Genomic DNA, 16,886 nt, shown 5'->3' with positions numbered 1-16,886 from the left:
CCCGCCCTCCCGTCCGTGACCGTTAGCGACCGTTAGCGAACGAGGTTCCCCAGCTCATGAATTCACGTCAACGCCGAGGCGTCATCCTGATCGCCCTCTCGGTCCTCTGCGCCCTCGCCGCCGTCGCCGGGGTGGTCTCCGTGATCGGTGACGTGAATTCGAAGGTCGGCCCCGAGGTGTCCGCCTACCGGCTGAAGTCCGACGTGGCCCCGTACACCGCCCTCACCCCCCAGCAGTTCGAAAAGGTCGCCATTCCCGAGCGCTGGCTGTCCGACAGCGCCGTCCGGGACGTCGCCCAGGTCAACGGGAAGATAGCCGTCACCCGGCTCAAGAAGGGTTCGCTGCTCCAGGACGACATGATCGTCAAGCGGCCCGCGCTGAACGCCGGCGAGCAGGAGATCGCCATCATGGTCGACGCCGCGACCGGGGTCGCCGGCAAGATCAGCCCCGGTGACCTGGTGAACATCTTCGCCACCTTCGCCGGCAAGCGCGACAGCGACCCCGACGAGTCGCGGATCATCGTCTCAGGCGCCCGCGTCCTCGACGTCGGCGAGCTCACCCCGATCGGCGCGGGCCGCAGCGAGCGCCGCGACGCCGCCCGCGAAGCGGTGCCGATCACCTTCGCCCTCACCACCGCGGACGCCCAGCGCGTCGCGTACGCGGAGTCCTTCGCCGAGAACGTCCGGCTCGCCCTTCTCGCCAAGGGGACCGCGGCATCGTTGCGCCCCGGCGACAGCACCTACACCCTCGACGAAGACAAGAACAGGTGAGTGCTGTATGACCACACGCATCCTGCCGGCCGTCGGCGACCCGGACGCCGCCCGGTCGATCACCACCCTGCTGAGCCAGCTGCCCGACGTGGAGCCGGCGCCCGCGGTGGGCGACTCGACCTCGCTGCTCGACCTGCTGGCCCGGCTGGCGGCCGAGTCCCTCGACGAACTGCCCGAGGTCGTGCTGGTCCACGAGCGGATCGGCCCGGTGCCGGCGCTGGAGCTGATCCGGGAAGTGGCGCTGCGCTTCCCCGCCGTCGGCGTGGTCCTGGTGACCGTCGACGCCGGACCCGGCCTGTACTCGGCCGCCATGGACTCCGGCGCGCGCGGGCTGCTCGGGATGCCGCTGTCGTACGAGGACCTGGCGCAGCGCGTGCAGGCCGCGGCGGGCTGGTCCACCGGCGTACGGCGCCACCTCGGCCACGGCGCGGAGCTGGTGTCCGGGCCCGGGGGCACCGTCGTCACGGTCAGCGGGGCCAAGGGCGGGGCCGGCGCCACCGTCACCGCGGTCCAACTGGCCCTGGCCGCCCGCGCCTCGGGCCGTGCCGTCGCCCTGGTCGACCTGGACCTCCAGGCCGGTGACGTCGCCTCCTACCTCGACGTGCAGTTCCGCCGCTCCATCGCCGACCTCGCGGCCATCCAGGACATCTCGCCCCGGGTGCTCCAGGACGCCGTCTTCGCCCACCAGACCGGCATCGGGCTGCTGCTGGCGCCCGCGGAGGGGGAGCGCGGCGAGGAGGTCGGCGACCGGGCCGTACGACAGGTCATCAGCGCGCTGCGCAGCCGGTACGAGGTCGTCGTCGTGGACTGCGGCACCCAGGTCACGACCGGGAGCGCGGCGGCGATCGAGAGCGCCGACACCACGCTGCTGGTCACCACGCCCGACGTGGTCGCGGTGCGCGCCGCCAAGCGCATGGTGCGGATGTGGGAGCGGCTGCAGATCCGCAAGGCGGAGGAGACGGTCGTCGTCGTCAACCGGCACACCCGCGGCACGGAGATCCAACCGCCGCTGATCGAGAAGATCACCGGCACCCGGGTCGCCAAGTCGGCCGTGCCGGCCGGCTTCAAGGAGCTCCAGCCGGTGGTGGACGCGGGCCGCATGCAGGACCTGGAGGCCAAGTCGACGGTGAAGCAGGCGCTGTGGAGCCTGGCGGGGGAGTTGGGACTGGTCCGCGCACAGGCCCTGGAGCCGCAGCAGAAGCAGAGCCGGTTCCGCGGCGACCGCGGCTCGATCGGCCTGCGTCGGACGCGGTCGAAGTGAACGCGCGGACTGCGTCGGTGAACGCGTGGACGGCGTCGCTGAGCGGGCGGACTGCGTCGGTGAACGCGTGGACGGCGTCGAGGAGGTGGCCGGGGCGATGAGCGGCGGTCAGGGCGCGCGACGGCGGTCGCGGATCCCCGGCGCACCGGGCGCGAGCCGGCCCCGGGTCGCGCCCGCGGCAGGCGTCCGCGGTCGGCTGCGGATCGTCCGGCAGGCGCGGGAGAACCACAACGACCGCGGACAGGCCGCCGTCGAGTTCGTCGGGACGCTCCCGATCATCCTCGTCACCGTGGGGCTGCTGTGGCAGGCCGCCCTCACCGGCTACACCTTCGCCCTCGCCGGCAACGCCGCCGACGAGGCCGCCCGCGCCGGCGCCGTGGGCGGGGCCGACGCCTGCGCCGCAGCCGCCCGCCGCACCCTCTCCGGGGCGTGGCAGGGCGTCAACACCCAGTGCCGGGTGGACGGCGAGATGTACCGGGCCACCGTGGAGCTGCGGGTGCCCGCCCTCTTCCCCGGCGGCATCGACCTGCCCATCACCGTCCCCGGCGAAGCCGCGGCGCCGAACGAGGAGCGGGACCGGTGAGGGCGCGGGAACCCGCAGCGGGGGCCGGTGCGCGCCGGGACGACCGCGGACAGGCCGCGGTCGAGTACGCCGGGATGGTCGCCCTGCTCGTCTTCCTCGCCCTGGCCGCCATCCAGCTCGGCATCGTCGCCTACGCCGCGCAGCAGGCCGGCACCGCGGCCCGCGCCGCAGCCCGCGCCGCAGCCGCACCGGACGGCGGCGGCCGGGCCGTGCCCGCGGGCCGGGCCGCGATCAGCGGCTGGCTCGCGGACGGCACCGACTTCGACGCCGGACGGTGCGGCGACGGCGACGACGAGATCTCGGTGACCGCGACCGTCCAGGTGCCCGCGCTGTTGCCGATGCTCGACTTCGACCCCGCCGTGAGGACCGTGACGATGCCCTGCGACTGAGCCCCGCCACCTCCGTACCAACGCCGGCAAGACCCCCGCGACACCTGGGAGATGAGGACATGAGCCTGCGGGCGCGCATCAGCAGCCCCGAACCGGTCGAGGGCCGGGGCGAGGTCAACCGTCTCGTCGCCGTCTACCGGGCCAAACTGCTGGAGGAGATCGACCTCGCGGAGATGTCCGCGCTCGCCGCCGCCGACCGGCGCGTCCGCCTGGAGCGGGTGCTCGGCCACATCATCAGCCGCGAGGGCCCGGTGCTCTCCACCGCCGAGCGCGCCCAGCTCATCCGACGCGTGGTCGACGAAGCACTCGGCCTCGGCATCCTGGAACCGCTGCTGGAGGACGCCTCCATCAGCGAGATCATGGTGAACGGGCCCGAGCAGGTGTACGTCGAGCGGGCCGGCCGGCTGGAGCTGCTGCCAATGCGGTTCTCCTCCACCGAGCAGCTGATGCAGACCATCGAACGGATCGTCTCCACCGTCAACCGCCGGGTGGACGAGGCCAATCCGATGGTCGACGCCCGACTGCCGTCCGGCGAGCGCGTCAACGTCATCATCCCCCCGCTCTCCCTCAGCGGCCCCGTCCTCACCATCCGCCGCTTCCCCCGCGCCTTCACGCTCCAGGAGATGATCGCCATCGGCTCCCTGGACGAGCAGATGACGCTGCTGCTCGCGAGCCTGGTGCGGGCCAAGTTCAACGTGATCGTCTCCGGGGCCACCGGCACCGGGAAGACCACCCTGCTCAACACCCTGTCCGGGCTGATCCCGGAGGGGGAGCGGATCGTCACCATCGAGGACTCCGCCGAACTCCAACTCCAGCAGTCGCACGTCATCACCCTGGAGAGCCGCCCGCCGAACGTCGAGGGGAAGGGCCGGGTCACCATCCGCGACCTGGTCCGCAACTCCCTGCGCATGCGCCCCGACCGCATCGTGGTCGGCGAGGTCCGCGGCGGGGAGACCCTGGACATGCTCCAGGCGATGTCCACCGGCCACGACGGCTCGCTGGCCACCGTCCACGCCAACAGCGCCGAGGACGCGCTGATGCGGCTGCAGACCCTGGCGTCCATGTCCGAGGTGGAGATCCCCTTCGCCGCCATCAAGGACCAGATCAACAGCGCCGTCGACGTCATCGTCCAACTCACCCGGCACGCCGACGGCTCCCGCCGGGTCACCGAGATCGCCGTGGTCGACTCCGCGGGGCGCGAGGAGTACCGGATCGTCTCCGTCTGCCGCTTCGAGGCCCAGCCGATGTCCGCCGACGGGCGGGTGCACGGCAGGTTTGCGTACCACCCGGTGCCGCGCCGGATCGCCCAGCGGCTGCACCTGAAGAACGAGGTCCTGCCACTGGTCTTCGGCGTCGCCGACTCGGACGGGGAACTCGTCGTCCGCGGAACGAGGACCGGATAAGCCGCCCCCAGTGCCCCACACGCCGCCCCCTACCGGAGAAGGTCCCCGCCCGACATGAACACCCTTCCGCTCCTGACGATCGGAGCCACCCTCGTCGCCGGGGTGCTCGGCGTCATCGGCGTGCACCACTGGTCCCGGGGCCGGGCCCAGCGGCAGGCGCTCGTCGAACGCATGGCGCAGACCGGACTGCCCGCGGCCCTCCCCGGCCGGCGCCGCCGCTTCGCCGCCGTCGACCGCAGGGTGCGGCGGACCCGCCCCGGCAAGCGCCTGGAACGCCGGATCAAGACCACCGGCCTGGACGTCACCCCCGGCGAGTACGTCGTCTACGCCGCCCTCGTCCTCCTCGCCGTCTACGTCGTCGTCGCCGCCGTCCTCACCCCCTACTTCGGGGTGCTCGCCGCGCTGGCCGGCGCCTGGGGCGCGAGCGCCTTCCTCAACTGGCAGCAGCAGAAGCGGACCGAAGCGTTCATCAACCAGCTCCCCGAGCTGACCCGGGTCCTCGCCAACGCCACCCAGGCCGGCCTCGCCCTGCGCACCGCGCTCGCCATGGCCGCCGAGGAACTGGACGACCCCGCGGGCCACGAACTCGGCATCGTCGCCGACCAACTCGCCGTCGGCCAGAGCCTGGACGACGCCCTAGGCGAACTCGGCGAACGGCTCCCCTCCCGCGAACTCATCGTCCTGGTCACCACCCTGATCCTCGCCAACCGCGCCGGCGGACAGGTCGTCAGCTCCCTGCGGAACCTGACCCAGACCCTGGAGGAGCGCAAGGAGACCCGGCGCGAGGTCACCACCATGCTCTCCCAGATCAAGGTCACCGCACTCGCCGTGCCGCTGCTCGGCTTCGGCTTCCTGCTGATGATCAACACCATGACCCCCGGCGCCCTGGACGAGATGACCGGCAGCTTCACCGGCCAGGTCGCCACCCTGATCGCCGTCGGCCTCTACACCGTCGGCGGGCTCCTGATCCGCCGGATGTCCAGGATCCAGGTCTGAGGAGGACCACCCGATGATCTCGCTCCTCCTCGCCCTCGTCCTCGGACTCTCCGTGTACGGCATCTTCCACGGCGTCCGGATGTACCGCGCCGACGCCAAGCTCCCCGGGGACCTGGCCCTCGCCCTGGAGGTCGGCGCCAGCCGCACCAGCGCCGTCGGCTCCGGCCTGGACCGGCTCGGCATGCGCTACGCCCCCGCCGTGCTCGGCGCCATGGGCCCCAAGCGGGTGGACGCGCTGCGCCGCCGGCTCGACATGGCGGGCAACCCCGGCGGCATGACCGTGGACCGCTACGCCGCCCGACGCGCCGTGTACGGGGTCCTCGGCGTCCTCGCCGCGTTCTCCATGCTGCTGCGCGGCCAGTTCCTGGTGGCGATCGCGGCCCTGGCCTTCGGGCTGGTGTGGACCGACGTCGTCATCCGCGCCGCGATCCGCCGCCGCCGCGCCGACATCGAACGCACCCTCCCCGACTTCCTCGACGTCCTCGCCGTCGTCGTCTCCGCCGGCCTCGGCTTCCGCCAGGCGCTGGAGCGGGTCGCGGAGAAGTACGAGGGCCCCTGGTCCGACGAGGTCCGCATCACGCTGCGCCAGATGGACATGGGCGTCAGCCGCCGCGACGCCTTCGACCAACTGCGCCGGCGCAACGACTCCGAGCAGGTCTCCATGTTCGTCACCGCGCTCCAGCAGGGCGAGGAGTTGGGCGCGCCGATCGTGGACACCCTGATCCAGATCGCCACCGACATGCGCCGCACCGACGCGCAGAGCGCGCGCCGGGAGGCGGCCAAGGCCGTCCCCAAGTCCACGCTCGTGGTCACCCTGGTCATGCTGCCCGCCACCATGATCCTGATCGTCATGAGCTTCTACTACGGGTCGGGGGTGGACCTGGGGGACGTGCTCGGCGGCTGAGCCGGATCCCCCCGACGACCTTCGCCACCGCGCCCGACCGGCGGTTCCGTACGCGAACGCCCCGCCCTGCCCGCCGAGCCCCTGCCGAGAGGAGGCAGCCGCCGTGCTGCACCAACACCCGGACTTCAGACAGGCACCAGCCGGGGTCGTCGAGTTCGTCGGACGGCCTTCGCTTTCGCAATCGAATGTGGGACATTCGAGCACGGAACCCGGGCCCGTGGTGCTTGACCGGTCGCACGGGGCCCGGCAGGTGCAGGAGGTCGGCCCATGACGAACGAACACCGGAGCGCGGCGGGCGAACGCCCGTGCGGCGCGCCACCCTCCTGCGGTCACGAAGTCGACGAGCGAAACCACCCCTTTGCGGATCAACTCCCCCTTCCTGCCCGACGTTGGGCCCTGGGACCTATTCGTTTCCGCCGCGCCTCGGCATACAGTGCAGACGCTGCCATCCGTACGTACCGCGAGGGAGTCGTCACGACGGGTGGCGCCAGAGACCGGTACGACCCCGACGGGCATCGGGCCGTCGGCGCCGAAGGGGAAGACGATGTCGAACGTGACGCTGAAGGCCGTGGTCAGGGCCCGGGTGTACATCGGGACGTGGACGGCGGCGACGGCGCGCGCGATGCGGGAGCGCGGCGACCGGGGACAGGGCGCGGTGGAGTACGTCGGGGTGATCGTGCTGGTGGCGCTGATCATCGCCGCGATCGTGGGCTCGGGCGTGGCCAACGACATCGCCACGGGCCTCAAGAACAAGGTGGCGGACGTCCTGAACACGGGCGGCGGGAAGTAGCGCGCCGGCCCGGCGTCCGCGTTCCCGGCGTCCCCCGCGACGGTCGCGGACGCGGACGCGGTCGCGGTCGCGAGGAGGGCCAGGCGGCCCCCCTCTACATCGCGATGGTGGCGCTGGTCCTCTTCGCCGCCCTCGCGTTCTTCGCCGTCGGCCAGGCGGGTGCCGCGCGCAACGGCGCCCAGTCGGCCGCCGACGCCGCCGCCCTCGCCGCGGCGCAGGAGTCCCGGGACCTGCTGGGCGAGGACCTGTGGGCGCCCCCCGTCGACGTCGACTTCCTGCGCCGGCTGCTGACCGGTGAAGCGTCGGGCGAGAGCGGCGCGGCGTGCGCCGTGGCCGCCCGGCTGGCCGGCGAGAACGAGGCCACGGTGGTGAGTTGCGGCCGGCTCGCCGACGGCCGCTGGGGCTTCACCGTACGGGTCCGGGCGGTGAACCCGGTCGGGGACACCGTCCTGCCGGGCACCGAGAACGACCACGCCGAGGCCACCGCAACGGCCGTCGTGGAGCCGCAGTGCGACTTCGACCCCGCGCCCACCCCCGAAGCTCCCGCGAGCCCCGGCGGCTCCGACGATCCGCAGCCGCCCGACCCGGCGGAGAGCAGCGCACCCCCGGGCGAAGACGACGACGCGCCCTCCCTCGGCGAACTCCGCTGCGACGGCCAGTCCTTCGAGCTCGACCCGGACGAGCCCGACGGCCTGCCCGAGATCTCCGACCTCCTCGCCGTACGGCTGGCCGAGGACTGACCTTCCGCGACTGACCTTCCGCGACCGACGCACGCGACCGACGCAAAGGAACAGCACTGAGATGAGTACCCGGCACGGAGCGAAGACCCGCAGAGGGGTCCCGGCCGCCCTGGTGGCGGTGGCCCTCTCGTTCTCCCTGGCCGCGTGCGGGGGCGGGGGCGACGACGACGCGAAGGGCGCCAAGGACGCGCCGAAGGCGTCGACGCCGGCGGACGGGTCGACGGACGGACCCAAGGGCGGCGGCAGCGCCGAGCCCCAGTCCTCCGAGCCCCTGGCGACGATCAACGGCTCCAACGGCTTCCAGATCACCATCCGCACCGCGGAGCGCGACAGCGGCGGGTTCCTGACCGTCGAGGGCGTCCTGAAGAACACCAGCGGCAAGAGCCAGTTCCCGCCGCTCCAGTGGAACGGCCAGGAGACCAAGGTCAGCCAGACCGGCCCCTCGTTCGCCGGGATGACGCTCGTCGACAAGACCGGCAAGAAGCGCTACTACGTCCTGCGCGACACCGACGGGTACCCGCTCACCACCACCGGCCTGACGACCATGCAGTCCGGCCAGAGCATCGACTTCTTCGCCCAGTTCCCCGCGCCGCCCGAGGGCACGAAGGCCGTCGACGTGCAGATCCCGCTGATGCCGACCGTCACGATCGGGCTGTCATGACGCGCGGCCACCGCCACCCCCTCGCGGCCTCCCTCGCCGTGCTGGTCCTGGTCACCGGGGTGCAACTGACCGCCGCGCCGGCCGCCTCCGCCGACGGCGGCCCCAGCGCCCCGCCCGGCACCGAGCCCGACGCGACGCCGCCACCGGTCGACCGCAAGGACCCCGGGCTGCGGATGCGCGAGGGCGCCACCCTCGCGGACGCGCGCGTGCTGGACATCGTCTCCATCGTGGAGACCGAGGGCGGCGAGGAGCGCCGCGAGGAGACCACGACCTCGCTGACGTTCGCGCTCCAGGCCGAGGTGCTGTTCGGCAAGAACAGCGCGAAGCTCACCCCGCAGGCCAACAGCCGGGTCGCCGCGATCGCCGCGGAGGTCAAGAAGCACAAGCCGTCGGCGGTGCGGGTGTTCGGCTTCACGGACGACCTCGGCACGTACGAGCACGGCAAGGTGCTCTCCAAGGAGCGCGCCGACGCCGTGCACGACCTGCTGAGCGGCGAGCTGAACGATCCGGGCATCAGATACGACGTGCGCGGCTACAGCGAGGACTACCCGATCGCCGACAACGGGACGGAAGAGGGCCGCCGCAAGAACCGCCGGGTCGAGGTCACCTTCCCCACGGGCGCCGGCGGGGACCCTGCCTGAGACCGTGTCAGCTTCCTTCGTCAGCACACCGATCACCCCACCCGTCGTCCGCCCGGCGGACCGGCCGCAGTACGCTGCGGCCGGTCGTCGACCGCGCGGGTCGACCGGGTGCGGCCCCGGCGGGCCGAGGGGGAGCGGACGGATGGGGCAGGTCGTGCGTGCGGTCGGGGCCGGAGTCTGTCTCGTCCTCGCCACCGCGCAGGTCCTGGCGCAGTCCGCGCCGCCGGCAGCCGCCGCGGACGGGCCCGACTGGCCGGCGAGGCCGTACGAGACGGCCGACGGCGCGCGCGCCGTGACGGGCGCCGCTTCGGGCGACCGCGCGCCGTCGCTGAGCCCGGGGACGTACACCGACGCCCTCCCGGCAGGGGAGCGCAAGCACTACCGCGTCCGCCTCGACGACCGCTCCAACGCCTATGTGTCCGCCGTGCTCGCGCCGCCGCCCGGTGATACGGTCGCGGCGACCGACGGCATGCGGATCGAGCTGGTGGACGCGGGCGGCACGCAGTGCAGCGACGTCACGGACGTGACGTTCGGCGGCAACACGCCCCGGCCCGTCGCCGACTACGCGACGCGCCGGATCGCCCCCGGCCGCAAGTGCCAGGCCGAGGGGGAGTACGTCTTCACGGTCGAGGCGATCGGGGCGGGCTCCGGCGCGCGGAAGTGGCCCGTCGAGATCAGGTTCATGCTGGAGCCCGGCCTGAAGGCGGGCAGTTCGGCGCCGTCCGCCGAGGGCCCCGGCCAGGGCCGCACCCCGCAGCCGCCGCAGGGCGCGCCGAAGGGAGCTGAGGGCGGCACCGGCTTCAACGACGCCCGCGCCATCGGGCACGGCCGCTGGCGCGACGTGCTGAACCCCGGCGACAGCCACTACTACAAGGTGCCGCTCGACTGGGGACAACGCCTCTTCCTCGATGCGACGTTCGGCTACGGCGGCCGGGACGGCGACGGCAGCGACAGCCCCCGCGACGGGGAGAAGGTGCCCGACGGGGTGCAGATCGCGCTCTACAACACCGCGCGCGGCTTCGTCGAGAGCGTGGACGCGGACCACCCGGACCGCTCCGTCACCCTCGACACCGCCCCCGCCGCCTTCGACAACCGCGTCGTCAGCCGCAACGAGGTCGGGGCGATGCGCTTCTCCGGCTGGTACTACGTCCGCGTCTCGCTCGCCCGCGACGTCGCCGCCCCCGTCCCGCTGACCCTCGGCGTCGGCATCGAGGGCGAGCCCGCCGAGGCCCCGCCGTACGACGGCGACCCGCTGGCCGCGGGCTTCGGCGTCACCCCCGGCGACCGGCTGGGCGCCCGCGCCGGCGGCCCCGCGGGCGACGCCGACCGCAGCGCCACGATGCGGATCGTCGGCTACTCGGGCATCGGCCTCGGCTCGGCGCTGGTGCTCGGCCTCGCCGCCTGGACGGCGGTGTCCCGCCGCTCCCGCTCCACGACGCCCCCCACCCCCTGGAACCCCTGACGCGCTCCCGCCGTGCGGCGGGCTCTGTCTGCGGCGTCTGCGGCCCGTCTGTGGCTGCCGTGCAGTTCCTCGCACCCCGGTTTCGCCCTCCTCGTCGGTCACCTGCGGCCCGGCGGTGGGCTGATCGTGCAGTTCCTCCCCCTGTGCCCTGTGGGCACGGGGGCACTCCACCCACGCCCAGAGGGCGTGGCGGACCCCCGCCGCCCCAAACTCCTCGGCCTGCAGGTGAATCGCAGGGGAAGCGAAACAGGGGCGCGGGGAACTGCGCGACAAGCCCACCACCGGGCCGCGGTGGTCATGATTCCCGGAGGGAGACGGCGAGGGTGTTTGGGGCGCTGGGGGTCCCCCACGCCCTCTGAGGCGTAGGTGGGGTGGCCCCGTGCCCGCAGGGCACAGGGGGAGGAACTGCGCGACAAGCCACAGACGGGCCGCAGACGCCGCAACACAGCCCGCCGCACGGCGAGGCGCGGCCTACGAGTCGTCGGGCGTCGTGGACACGGTGAGGACGGCGTCGACCACGACGCCCCACTCGGCGAACGCGCCCGCCCGCGCCTCAAGGACGTGCCGCGCCCGCAGCCGAGGGCGCGCCAGCCGGCCCGGGACGAGCGTGTGCAGATCGACGACGCGCAGCTCCCGGTCGAGATAGGCCACGTCGATCGCGAAGCGCATCCCCAGGGTGTGGACGCAGTTGCACCGGGTCAGCAGCAGCGCACCGGCGATGCCGTCCCGCCCCAGCAGACCGCGCCGCCGCGTGCCGTACGACGCGGCGATCTCCACCGCGACCCCGCCCGCCTCGCCCCCCGGCACCCGCAACGTGCCCGTGCCGCACCGCCATTGACGTCCTCGCCCCATGAAGGGGACGGTAGCGGCAGCCCGGCGGACCGGAAGTGGCCGGGGCGCACGACCCCCGCGCACGCGCCGGCTTAACCTCTCTGCCGTGTTGTCGTACGCCTCCCTGATCGCCGTCTCCGCCCTGTGGGGCGCGGGTGCGGGGCTGTTGGTGCCCCGTGCCGCGTTCCGGCTCGCCGTGGAACCCGAACAGGCGTGGCGCGACGCCTGCCCGGTCGGACACCGCTTCACCGGCCCCGCGGCCGGCTGGCTCGGCGGGCCCTCGTGCGGGCCGCCGGGGTGCGGGCCCAAGGCCCGGTCCGTCGTGCTGGGCGCCCCCGGGGCGACCGTGCTGGCGTGCGTCGTCCTGGCCGCCGCGACCGGCCCGCGGCCCGAACTCGCCGTCTGGCTGCTGCTGACGCCCTTCGCGGTGCTGCTCGCCCTGGTGGACCTGCGGGTGCACCGGCTGCCGGATCAGGTGACGTTGCCGCTTGCCGGGGCGTCCGCGCTGCTGCTCGGCGCGGTGTCGCCGCTGCCGGGCGCGGCCGGCTCCTGGAGCACCGCGCTGCTCGGCGGGCTCGCCCTCGGCTGCGGCTACCTCCTGCTGTTCCTGCTCCACCCCGACGGCCTCGGCTTCGGCGACGTCAAACTCGCGCTCTCGCTCGGCGTGGTCCTCGGCTGGTACGGCTGGACGGTGCTGCTCGCGGGCGCGTTCGCCGGGTTCCTGTTCGGCTCGGCGTACGGGCTCGGCCTCCTGGTCGCCGGGCGCGCCCGGCGCGGCACGGCGATCCCGTTCGGACCGTTCATGATCGTGGGCGCGCTGACGGGAGTCCTGTTGGGCGCCCTGGCCGCGCCCGCGTGACGCCGTACGGCACGCGGCACACGGCGTACGCAGGTTCGCCGGGGATCACGGGGCAGGCCCTTAGCATCCGGATGCATGCGGACATTTACTGACAGATGGGTGGGGTGGCGCGGTGCGCTGCGCACACGCGCACGCACCCCCGCGGTCCCCGGGATCCCCGCGCCCTCGCCGGAGCCCGACTCCCGCCCCGCTGCCCGCTTCCCCGCCGCGCTGCTGCCCTGGGCCTGGGCCGCGGCGCTCTTCGCGCTCTACGCGACCGTGTCCGTACGCCGTCACCTGCTGATCCGCACCACCGGCTTCGACCTCGGCATCTTCGAGCAGGCCGTGCGTGCCTACGCCCAACTCCAGCCGCCGCTGGTCCCCTTGCGGGGCGAGGACTTCAACCTCCTCGGCGACCACTTCCACCCCGCCCTCGCCGTCCTCGCGCCGCTCTACCGGATCTGGCCCTCCCCGATCACGCTGCTGCTCGCCCAGGCCGCGCTGCTGGCCGTCGCGGTCGTCCCGCTCGCCGGCTGGGCACAGAGCGCCCTCGGCCGCCGGCCCGCCCACGCCGTCGCCCTCGCCTACGGGCTCAGCTGGGGCGTCTCCTCCGCCGTCGCCTTCGACTTCCACGAGGTCGCCCTCGCCGTACCGCTCATCGCGTACGCCGTCGTCGCACTCGGCCAGGGCCGCTTCCGCGCCGCCGTCGCCTGGGCCGCGCCCCTCGTCCTGGTCAAGGAGGACCTCGGGCTCACCCTCGCCGCGCTCGGCGCGTACGTCGCCTGGAAGGGGCCGCGGCGGCTCGGGCTGCTCACCGCGCTCGCCGGGCTCGTCGCGTTCGTCGTCGAGATCAAGCTGCTGCTGCCGGCGTTCAACCCGGCGGGCGGCTACGCGCACGGCGAGAACCTCGGCGAGGGCGCCCACGCCTCCCTGCTCACCACCATCGCCTTCGCCCCGCTCGACGCGCTGCGCCCGGACGTCAAGGCGACCACCCTGATCCTGGTCTTCGCGCCCTCCGCGCTGCTCGCGCTGCGCTCCCCGCTGGCGCTGCTCGCCGTGCCGACCCTGGCCTGGCGCATGCTCTCCCAGAACGCCTTCCACTGGGGCACGTCCTTCCACTACAGCGCCGTCCTGATGCCGATCGTGGCCGCCGGGCTGATCGACGCGCTGCGCCGCTGGCGCGCCGTGGACCACCCGCTGGCGGCCCGGCACGTACGGGCGTCCCTGGCGACGGCGCTCGCCGTCACCGCGGTGCTGCTGCCGAGCTTCCCCCTCGCGCAACTGGCGCAGCGGGCGACGTGGCGGACCGGGGCGCACGTCGAGGCGGCGCGGGAGCTGCTGGCGCGGATTCCGGACGGTGCGACCGTGGCGGCGACCAACCGGCTCGTGCCGCAGCTCACTTCGCGCTGCGACGTGGTCCTCTTTCCCACCTTTCCGGTGCACTCCCGGCTGTACCGGTACGACCGGGCGCAACTGCCGCGGCCCACGGCGCAGTGGATCGTGCACGACAGCCGGCCGGCGCCCGCGTGGCCCTATCAGGCGGGGCACTGGCCGTATCCGCCGGAGCAGCAGGCGGCGGAGCTGGAGGTGGCGCAGCGCCGCTACGGGTACCGCAAGGTCGCGGAGCGGGACGGCGTGACCCTCCTCAAGCTGGGTCCCCCGCCGTCCCCCGCGCCCTTGCACCGCTGACCCCCGGCCGTTTCGCGCCGCGCCGCGCCCCCGGACAACCTCGCCGTTGGCCCACCTGCGCGACAAGCCCACCACCGGGCCGCAGGGGGTTCGTGGTGTACTGGCCGGACGGGAACGCAGTCAGCTTTGACGGGGAGTCGACGTGGCCAGTCGCAAGCCGGAGTACCAGTGCGGTCTCGACGCCGCGGTCGACGTCGTCGGGGGCAAGTGGAAGCCGCTCATCCTGTGGGCCCTGCACGCCCACGCACCCATGCGCTTCGGCGCCCTCCGCCGCAGTCTCGACGGCGTCAGCGAGAAGGTGCTCATCCAGCAACTGAGGGAGTTGGAGGCGGACGGGGTCGTGCACCGCGAGGTGTACCGGGAGGTGCCGCCCCGCGTCGAGTACTCCCTCACCGGCATGGGCGAGTCCCTGAACGCCGCACTGGTGCCGCTGGGGCTCTGGGGCGAGGTCTACAAGGACCAGATCGTGGCGAACAAGGAAGAGCCGAAGGTGGCGTGAGCCCGCGCGGCGCGGCGCGCGCGACACGCGTCAACCCGCCGCCTTTTGCGCCTTCCCCCTTCGGGGGATCACCCGTTCGGGGGGCTCATCGACCCGCACCCGGGCTGTCCTGGGCCCACTCGCCAGCAACCACGGGCCCTGCGCCCGCGTGCGCCCCGCCGTTCGCAGTAAGCGGGACGACACCGCAGGCAGGGCGCCCCGTGGCGTGGCGCCGGACACCGCCCCCGACGCGTTATGGTGGAAACCCCCCCTCGGGCCGGTCCGTATCCCCCCCCACGGACCGGCCCGGTTTCTTTTCCGCCCGCAGGCACCGGCCCGGGGCGGATCAGGGGCCGTCAGCCCCGACGGGCCCAGATGTTCGCGCCCTCGGTGTCCACGGCGAACTCGTCGATCGCCGCCAACTCCTCCTTCGTCAGCGGCGCCCCGGTCAGCGCCGCGACGTTCTCCTCCAGCTGGCCCACGCTGGACGCGCCGATCAGCGCCGACGTCATCCGCGGATCCCGCAGCACCCAGCTCAGCGCCAGCTGCGCCAGCGACTGGCCGCGGCCGGCCGCGATGTCGTTCAGACCGTTCAGACGCCGGACGACCTCGGTCGACAGCAGATCCGGGTCCAGGGACTTGCCCTGGGTGGCCCGCGAGCCCTCCGGGATGCCCTTGAGGTACTTCCCGGTGAGCAGGCCCTGCGCCAGCGGTACGAAGGCGATGCAGCCCATGCCGGCCGCTTCCAGGGCGTCGAGCAGCCCGTCGTCCTCGATCCAGCGGTTGATCATCGAGTACGACGGCTGGTGGATCAGGGCCGGGACGCCCATCTCCTTCAGCAGCCGGGCCGCCTCGGCGGTCTGCGCCGCGTTGTACGACGAGACGCCGACGTACAGCGCCTTGCCCTGCTGGACGGCCGAGGCGAGCGCGCCCATGGTCTCTTCCAGCGGGGTGTCCGGGTCGAAGCGGTGCGAGTAGAAGACGTCGACGTAGTCCAGGCCCATCCGCCGCAAGGACGCGTCGAGCGACGACAGCAGGTACTTCCGGGAGCCCCACTCGCCGTACGGACCGGGGTGCATCAAATATCCGGCTTTGGTGGAAATAATCAGTTCGTCACGGTATCGAGCGAAGTCTTGGGCGAAGATCTTGCCGAAGTTCAGCTCGGCGGAGCCGGGCGGCGGTCCGTAGTTGTTCGCCAGGTCGAAGTGGGTGACCCCCAGGTCGAAGGCGCGGCGCAGGATCGCCCGCTGGGAGTCCAGCGTGCGGTCGTCGCCGAAGTTGTGCCAGAGGCCGAGGGAGACCGCGGGCAGCTTCAGCCCGGAGCGACCGCTGCGCCGGTACTCCATGGTCCCGTACCGATCGGCGTCGGCGAGATAGGGCAGATGTGCGGAGGATTCAGTCACGTATCCCTCCTTATCACGGACTTGTGACAGACCGGGTTGGGCCGGGGTGGCCCGTGCGCAGTACTGTGGCGCCTTCAGGGGATCGCCGCACGGCCCGAACGCCGCACCCCGCGGCACCCCCGCGCGGGCGCGGGCCGGGACCGGTGCGCGTCGCCCACGCACGGACCCAGGGGAGACCCCGCGGTCCCCGACTCCCAGGTCCGACGAGCCCCGGACCGGGTCGGTGAGCCCGATCAAGACCGAGAGGTGGACTCTGTGAACTTGCGGGACCTGGTGTACAGGCTCTACGCACGCCGGGTGGAAGGCCGACTCGACCACTCCCAGGTGCCCAAGCACATCGGAGTCATCCTCGACGGCAACCGGCGCTGGGCGAAGGCGTCGGGCGGCACCGCCGAACAGGGACACAAGGCCGGCGCCAACAAGATCCAGGAACTGCTCGGCTGGTGCGCCGAGACCGACGTCGAAGTCGTCACCCTCTGGATGCTGTCCACCGACAACTTCGACCGGCCCGAGGAGGAGCTCACCCCCCTGCTCGGCATCATCGAGCAGGCGGTGCGGGACCTCGCCGCCGACGGCCGCTGGCGCGTCCACCACGTCGGCACCCTCGACCTGCTGCCGGCCCGCACCCAGACGGTGGTCAAGGAGGCCGAGCAGGCGACCCTCGACCACACCGGCATACTCGTGAACGTCGCCGTCGGCTACGGCGGCCGGCAGGAGATCGCCGACGCGGTCCGCTCCCTGCTGCTCGACGCCGCGGAGCGGGGCGCCAGCTTCGACGAACTGGCCGAGACCGTCAGCATCGACCTGATCTCGGAGCACCTCTACACCCGCGGCCAGCCCGACCCCGACCTGGTGATCCGCACCAGCGGCGAGCAGCGCCTGTCCGGCTTCATGCTCTGGCAGAGCGCCCACTCCGAGTACTACTTCTGCGAAGTCTTCTGGCCCGCCTTCCGCAAGGTCGACTTCCTGCGCGCGCTGCGCGACTACGCCGCCCGCCACCGCCGCTACGGCGGCTGAACTTACTGTTCACCCACGCGTCGCCCGGTG

The 16,886-nt window shown here is 73.2% G+C and carries 17 protein-coding genes and 1 pseudogene; 16 read left to right on the top strand and 2 right to left on the bottom strand.

Going from position 1 to position 16,886, the window contains the following annotated elements; genetic code table 11:
• Nucleotides 1–56 precede the first annotated feature (56 nt).
• The 12 genes and pseudogenes from cpaB (at nt 57) to ABZ842_RS01780 (ending at nt 10,600) form a co-directional block, all read left to right on the top strand.
• Nucleotides 57–770, top strand: coding sequence for a Flp pilus assembly protein CpaB (cpaB, locus tag ABZ842_RS01835; protein WP_361529900.1), 714 nt, complete (start codon nt 57–59; stop codon nt 768–770).
• Between the two features lie 7 nt (nt 771–777).
• Nucleotides 778–2,031 (top strand): AAA family ATPase, encoded by a 1,254-nt coding sequence (locus ABZ842_RS01830; RefSeq protein WP_361529897.1) that lies wholly within the window; start codon nt 778–780, stop codon nt 2,029–2,031.
• Between the two features lie 25 nt (nt 2,032–2,056).
• Nucleotides 2,057–2,614 (top strand): TadE/TadG family type IV pilus assembly protein, encoded by a 558-nt coding sequence (locus ABZ842_RS01825; protein ID WP_361529894.1) that lies wholly within the window; start codon nt 2,057–2,059, stop codon nt 2,612–2,614.
• On the top strand, nt 2,611–3,003 hold the full coding sequence (locus ABZ842_RS01820) for a TadE/TadG family type IV pilus assembly protein (RefSeq protein ID WP_361529891.1): 393 nt from the start codon (nt 2,611–2,613) through the stop codon (nt 3,001–3,003). The genes ABZ842_RS01825 and ABZ842_RS01820 overlap by 4 nt, the downstream gene beginning before the upstream one ends.
• A 59-nt stretch (nt 3,004–3,062) precedes the next feature.
• Complete coding sequence (locus ABZ842_RS01815; protein WP_361529889.1) at nt 3,063–4,406, top strand: CpaF family protein; 1,344 nt, start codon at nt 3,063–3,065, stop codon at nt 4,404–4,406.
• Nucleotides 4,407–4,460: 54 nt separating this feature from the next.
• Nucleotides 4,461–5,402 carry a type II secretion system F family protein gene (locus tag ABZ842_RS01810; RefSeq protein ID WP_361529886.1) on the top strand — a complete coding sequence of 314 codons (942 nt, stop codon included), beginning with the start codon at nt 4,461–4,463 and terminating at the stop codon, nt 5,400–5,402.
• Between the two features lie 16 nt (nt 5,403–5,418).
• A complete protein-coding gene (locus ABZ842_RS01805; RefSeq protein ID WP_361530005.1) occupies nt 5,419–6,306 on the top strand; it encodes a DUF5936 domain-containing protein in 888 nt (295 codons plus the stop codon).
• Nucleotides 6,307–6,850: 544 nt separating this feature from the next.
• A complete protein-coding gene (locus ABZ842_RS01800; protein WP_361530002.1) occupies nt 6,851–7,096 on the top strand; it encodes a hypothetical protein in 246 nt (81 codons plus the stop codon).
• Between the two features lie 89 nt (nt 7,097–7,185).
• A pseudogene (locus tag ABZ842_RS01795) lies at nt 7,186–7,836 on the top strand (pilus assembly protein TadG-related protein); the annotation flags it as partial.
• A 61-nt stretch (nt 7,837–7,897) separates the two neighbouring features.
• Nucleotides 7,898–8,497 (top strand): hypothetical protein, encoded by a 600-nt coding sequence (locus tag ABZ842_RS01790; protein WP_361529883.1) that lies wholly within the window; start codon nt 7,898–7,900, stop codon nt 8,495–8,497.
• On the top strand, nt 8,494–9,138 hold the full coding sequence (locus ABZ842_RS01785) for an OmpA family protein (protein ID WP_361529880.1): 645 nt from the start codon (nt 8,494–8,496) through the stop codon (nt 9,136–9,138). Before ABZ842_RS01790 ends, ABZ842_RS01785 begins: the two co-directional genes overlap by 4 nt.
• Nucleotides 9,139–9,280: 142 nt before the next feature.
• Nucleotides 9,281–10,600, top strand: a complete 1,320-nt coding sequence (locus tag ABZ842_RS01780) for a hypothetical protein (RefSeq protein WP_361529877.1) — start codon at nt 9,281–9,283, stop codon at nt 10,598–10,600.
• 471 nt (nt 10,601–11,071) lie between these two features.
• Here the strand turns inward: ABZ842_RS01780 and ABZ842_RS01775 are convergent, their stop codons facing one another.
• Nucleotides 11,072–11,452: a DUF192 domain-containing protein gene (locus tag ABZ842_RS01775; protein WP_361529874.1), complete on the bottom strand. Its 381-nt coding sequence runs from the start codon at nt 11,450–11,452 to the stop codon at nt 11,072–11,074.
• An 85-nt stretch (nt 11,453–11,537) separates the two neighbouring features.
• Between ABZ842_RS01775 and ABZ842_RS01770 the strand changes: the two genes are divergently transcribed.
• From ABZ842_RS01770 to ABZ842_RS01760, 3 genes are all read left to right on the top strand, one after another.
• The gene (locus ABZ842_RS01770; protein ID WP_361529871.1) at nt 11,538–12,290 is read left to right on the top strand and encodes an A24 family peptidase; all 753 of its coding nucleotides are present in this window, start codon (nt 11,538–11,540) and stop codon (nt 12,288–12,290) included.
• Nucleotides 12,291–12,365: 75 nt separating this feature from the next.
• A complete protein-coding gene (locus ABZ842_RS01765) occupies nt 12,366–13,958 on the top strand; it encodes a DUF2079 domain-containing protein (RefSeq protein WP_361529868.1) in 1,593 nt (530 codons plus the stop codon).
• A 142-nt stretch (nt 13,959–14,100) separates the two neighbouring features.
• Nucleotides 14,101–14,457, top strand: a complete 357-nt coding sequence (locus ABZ842_RS01760; protein WP_361529865.1) for a helix-turn-helix domain-containing protein — start codon at nt 14,101–14,103, stop codon at nt 14,455–14,457.
• 335 nt (nt 14,458–14,792) lie between these two features.
• Here the strand turns inward: ABZ842_RS01760 and mgrA are convergent, their stop codons facing one another.
• The gene (mgrA, locus tag ABZ842_RS01755) at nt 14,793–15,839 is read right to left on the bottom strand and encodes an L-glyceraldehyde 3-phosphate reductase (RefSeq protein ID WP_361529862.1); all 1,047 of its coding nucleotides are present in this window, start codon (nt 15,837–15,839) and stop codon (nt 14,793–14,795) included.
• 255 nt (nt 15,840–16,094) lie between these two features.
• Here mgrA and ABZ842_RS01750 point away from each other — a divergent pair, with 255 nt between their 5' ends.
• Nucleotides 16,095–16,856: an isoprenyl transferase gene (locus ABZ842_RS01750; protein WP_361529859.1), complete on the top strand. Its 762-nt coding sequence runs from the start codon at nt 16,095–16,097 to the stop codon at nt 16,854–16,856.
• Nucleotides 16,857–16,886 lie beyond the last annotated feature (30 nt).

The organism is Streptomyces sp. NPDC047315, from assembly GCF_040643215.1.
Lineage (GTDB): Bacteria > Actinomycetota > Actinomycetes > Streptomycetales > Streptomycetaceae > Streptomyces.
This window is presented reverse-complemented; position numbering and strand designations above follow the sequence as displayed.

What these genes read in the sequence shown, in the direction of transcription:
- cpaB (WP_361529900.1), top strand. Translation starts at nt 57, where the DNA reads ATGAATTCACGTCAACGCCGAGGCGTCATCCTGATCGCCCTCTCGGTC.
- ABZ842_RS01830 (WP_361529897.1), top strand. Translation starts at nt 778, where the DNA reads ATGACCACACGCATCCTGCCGGCCGTCGGCGACCCGGACGCCGCCCGG.
- ABZ842_RS01815 (WP_361529889.1), top strand. Translation starts at nt 3,063, where the DNA reads ATGAGCCTGCGGGCGCGCATCAGCAGCCCCGAACCGGTCGAGGGCCGG.
- ABZ842_RS01810 (WP_361529886.1), top strand. Translation starts at nt 4,461, where the DNA reads ATGAACACCCTTCCGCTCCTGACGATCGGAGCCACCCTCGTCGCCGGG.
- ABZ842_RS01800 (WP_361530002.1), top strand. Translation starts at nt 6,851, where the DNA reads ATGTCGAACGTGACGCTGAAGGCCGTGGTCAGGGCCCGGGTGTACATC.
- ABZ842_RS01790 (WP_361529883.1), top strand. Translation starts at nt 7,898, where the DNA reads ATGAGTACCCGGCACGGAGCGAAGACCCGCAGAGGGGTCCCGGCCGCC.
- ABZ842_RS01785 (WP_361529880.1), top strand. Translation starts at nt 8,494, where the DNA reads ATGACGCGCGGCCACCGCCACCCCCTCGCGGCCTCCCTCGCCGTGCTG.
- ABZ842_RS01780 (WP_361529877.1), top strand. Translation starts at nt 9,281, where the DNA reads ATGGGGCAGGTCGTGCGTGCGGTCGGGGCCGGAGTCTGTCTCGTCCTC.
- ABZ842_RS01775 (WP_361529874.1), bottom strand. Translation starts at nt 11,452, where the DNA reads ATGGGGCGAGGACGTCAATGGCGGTGCGGCACGGGCACGTTGCGGGTG.
- ABZ842_RS01765 (WP_361529868.1), top strand. Translation starts at nt 12,366, where the DNA reads ATGCGGACATTTACTGACAGATGGGTGGGGTGGCGCGGTGCGCTGCGC.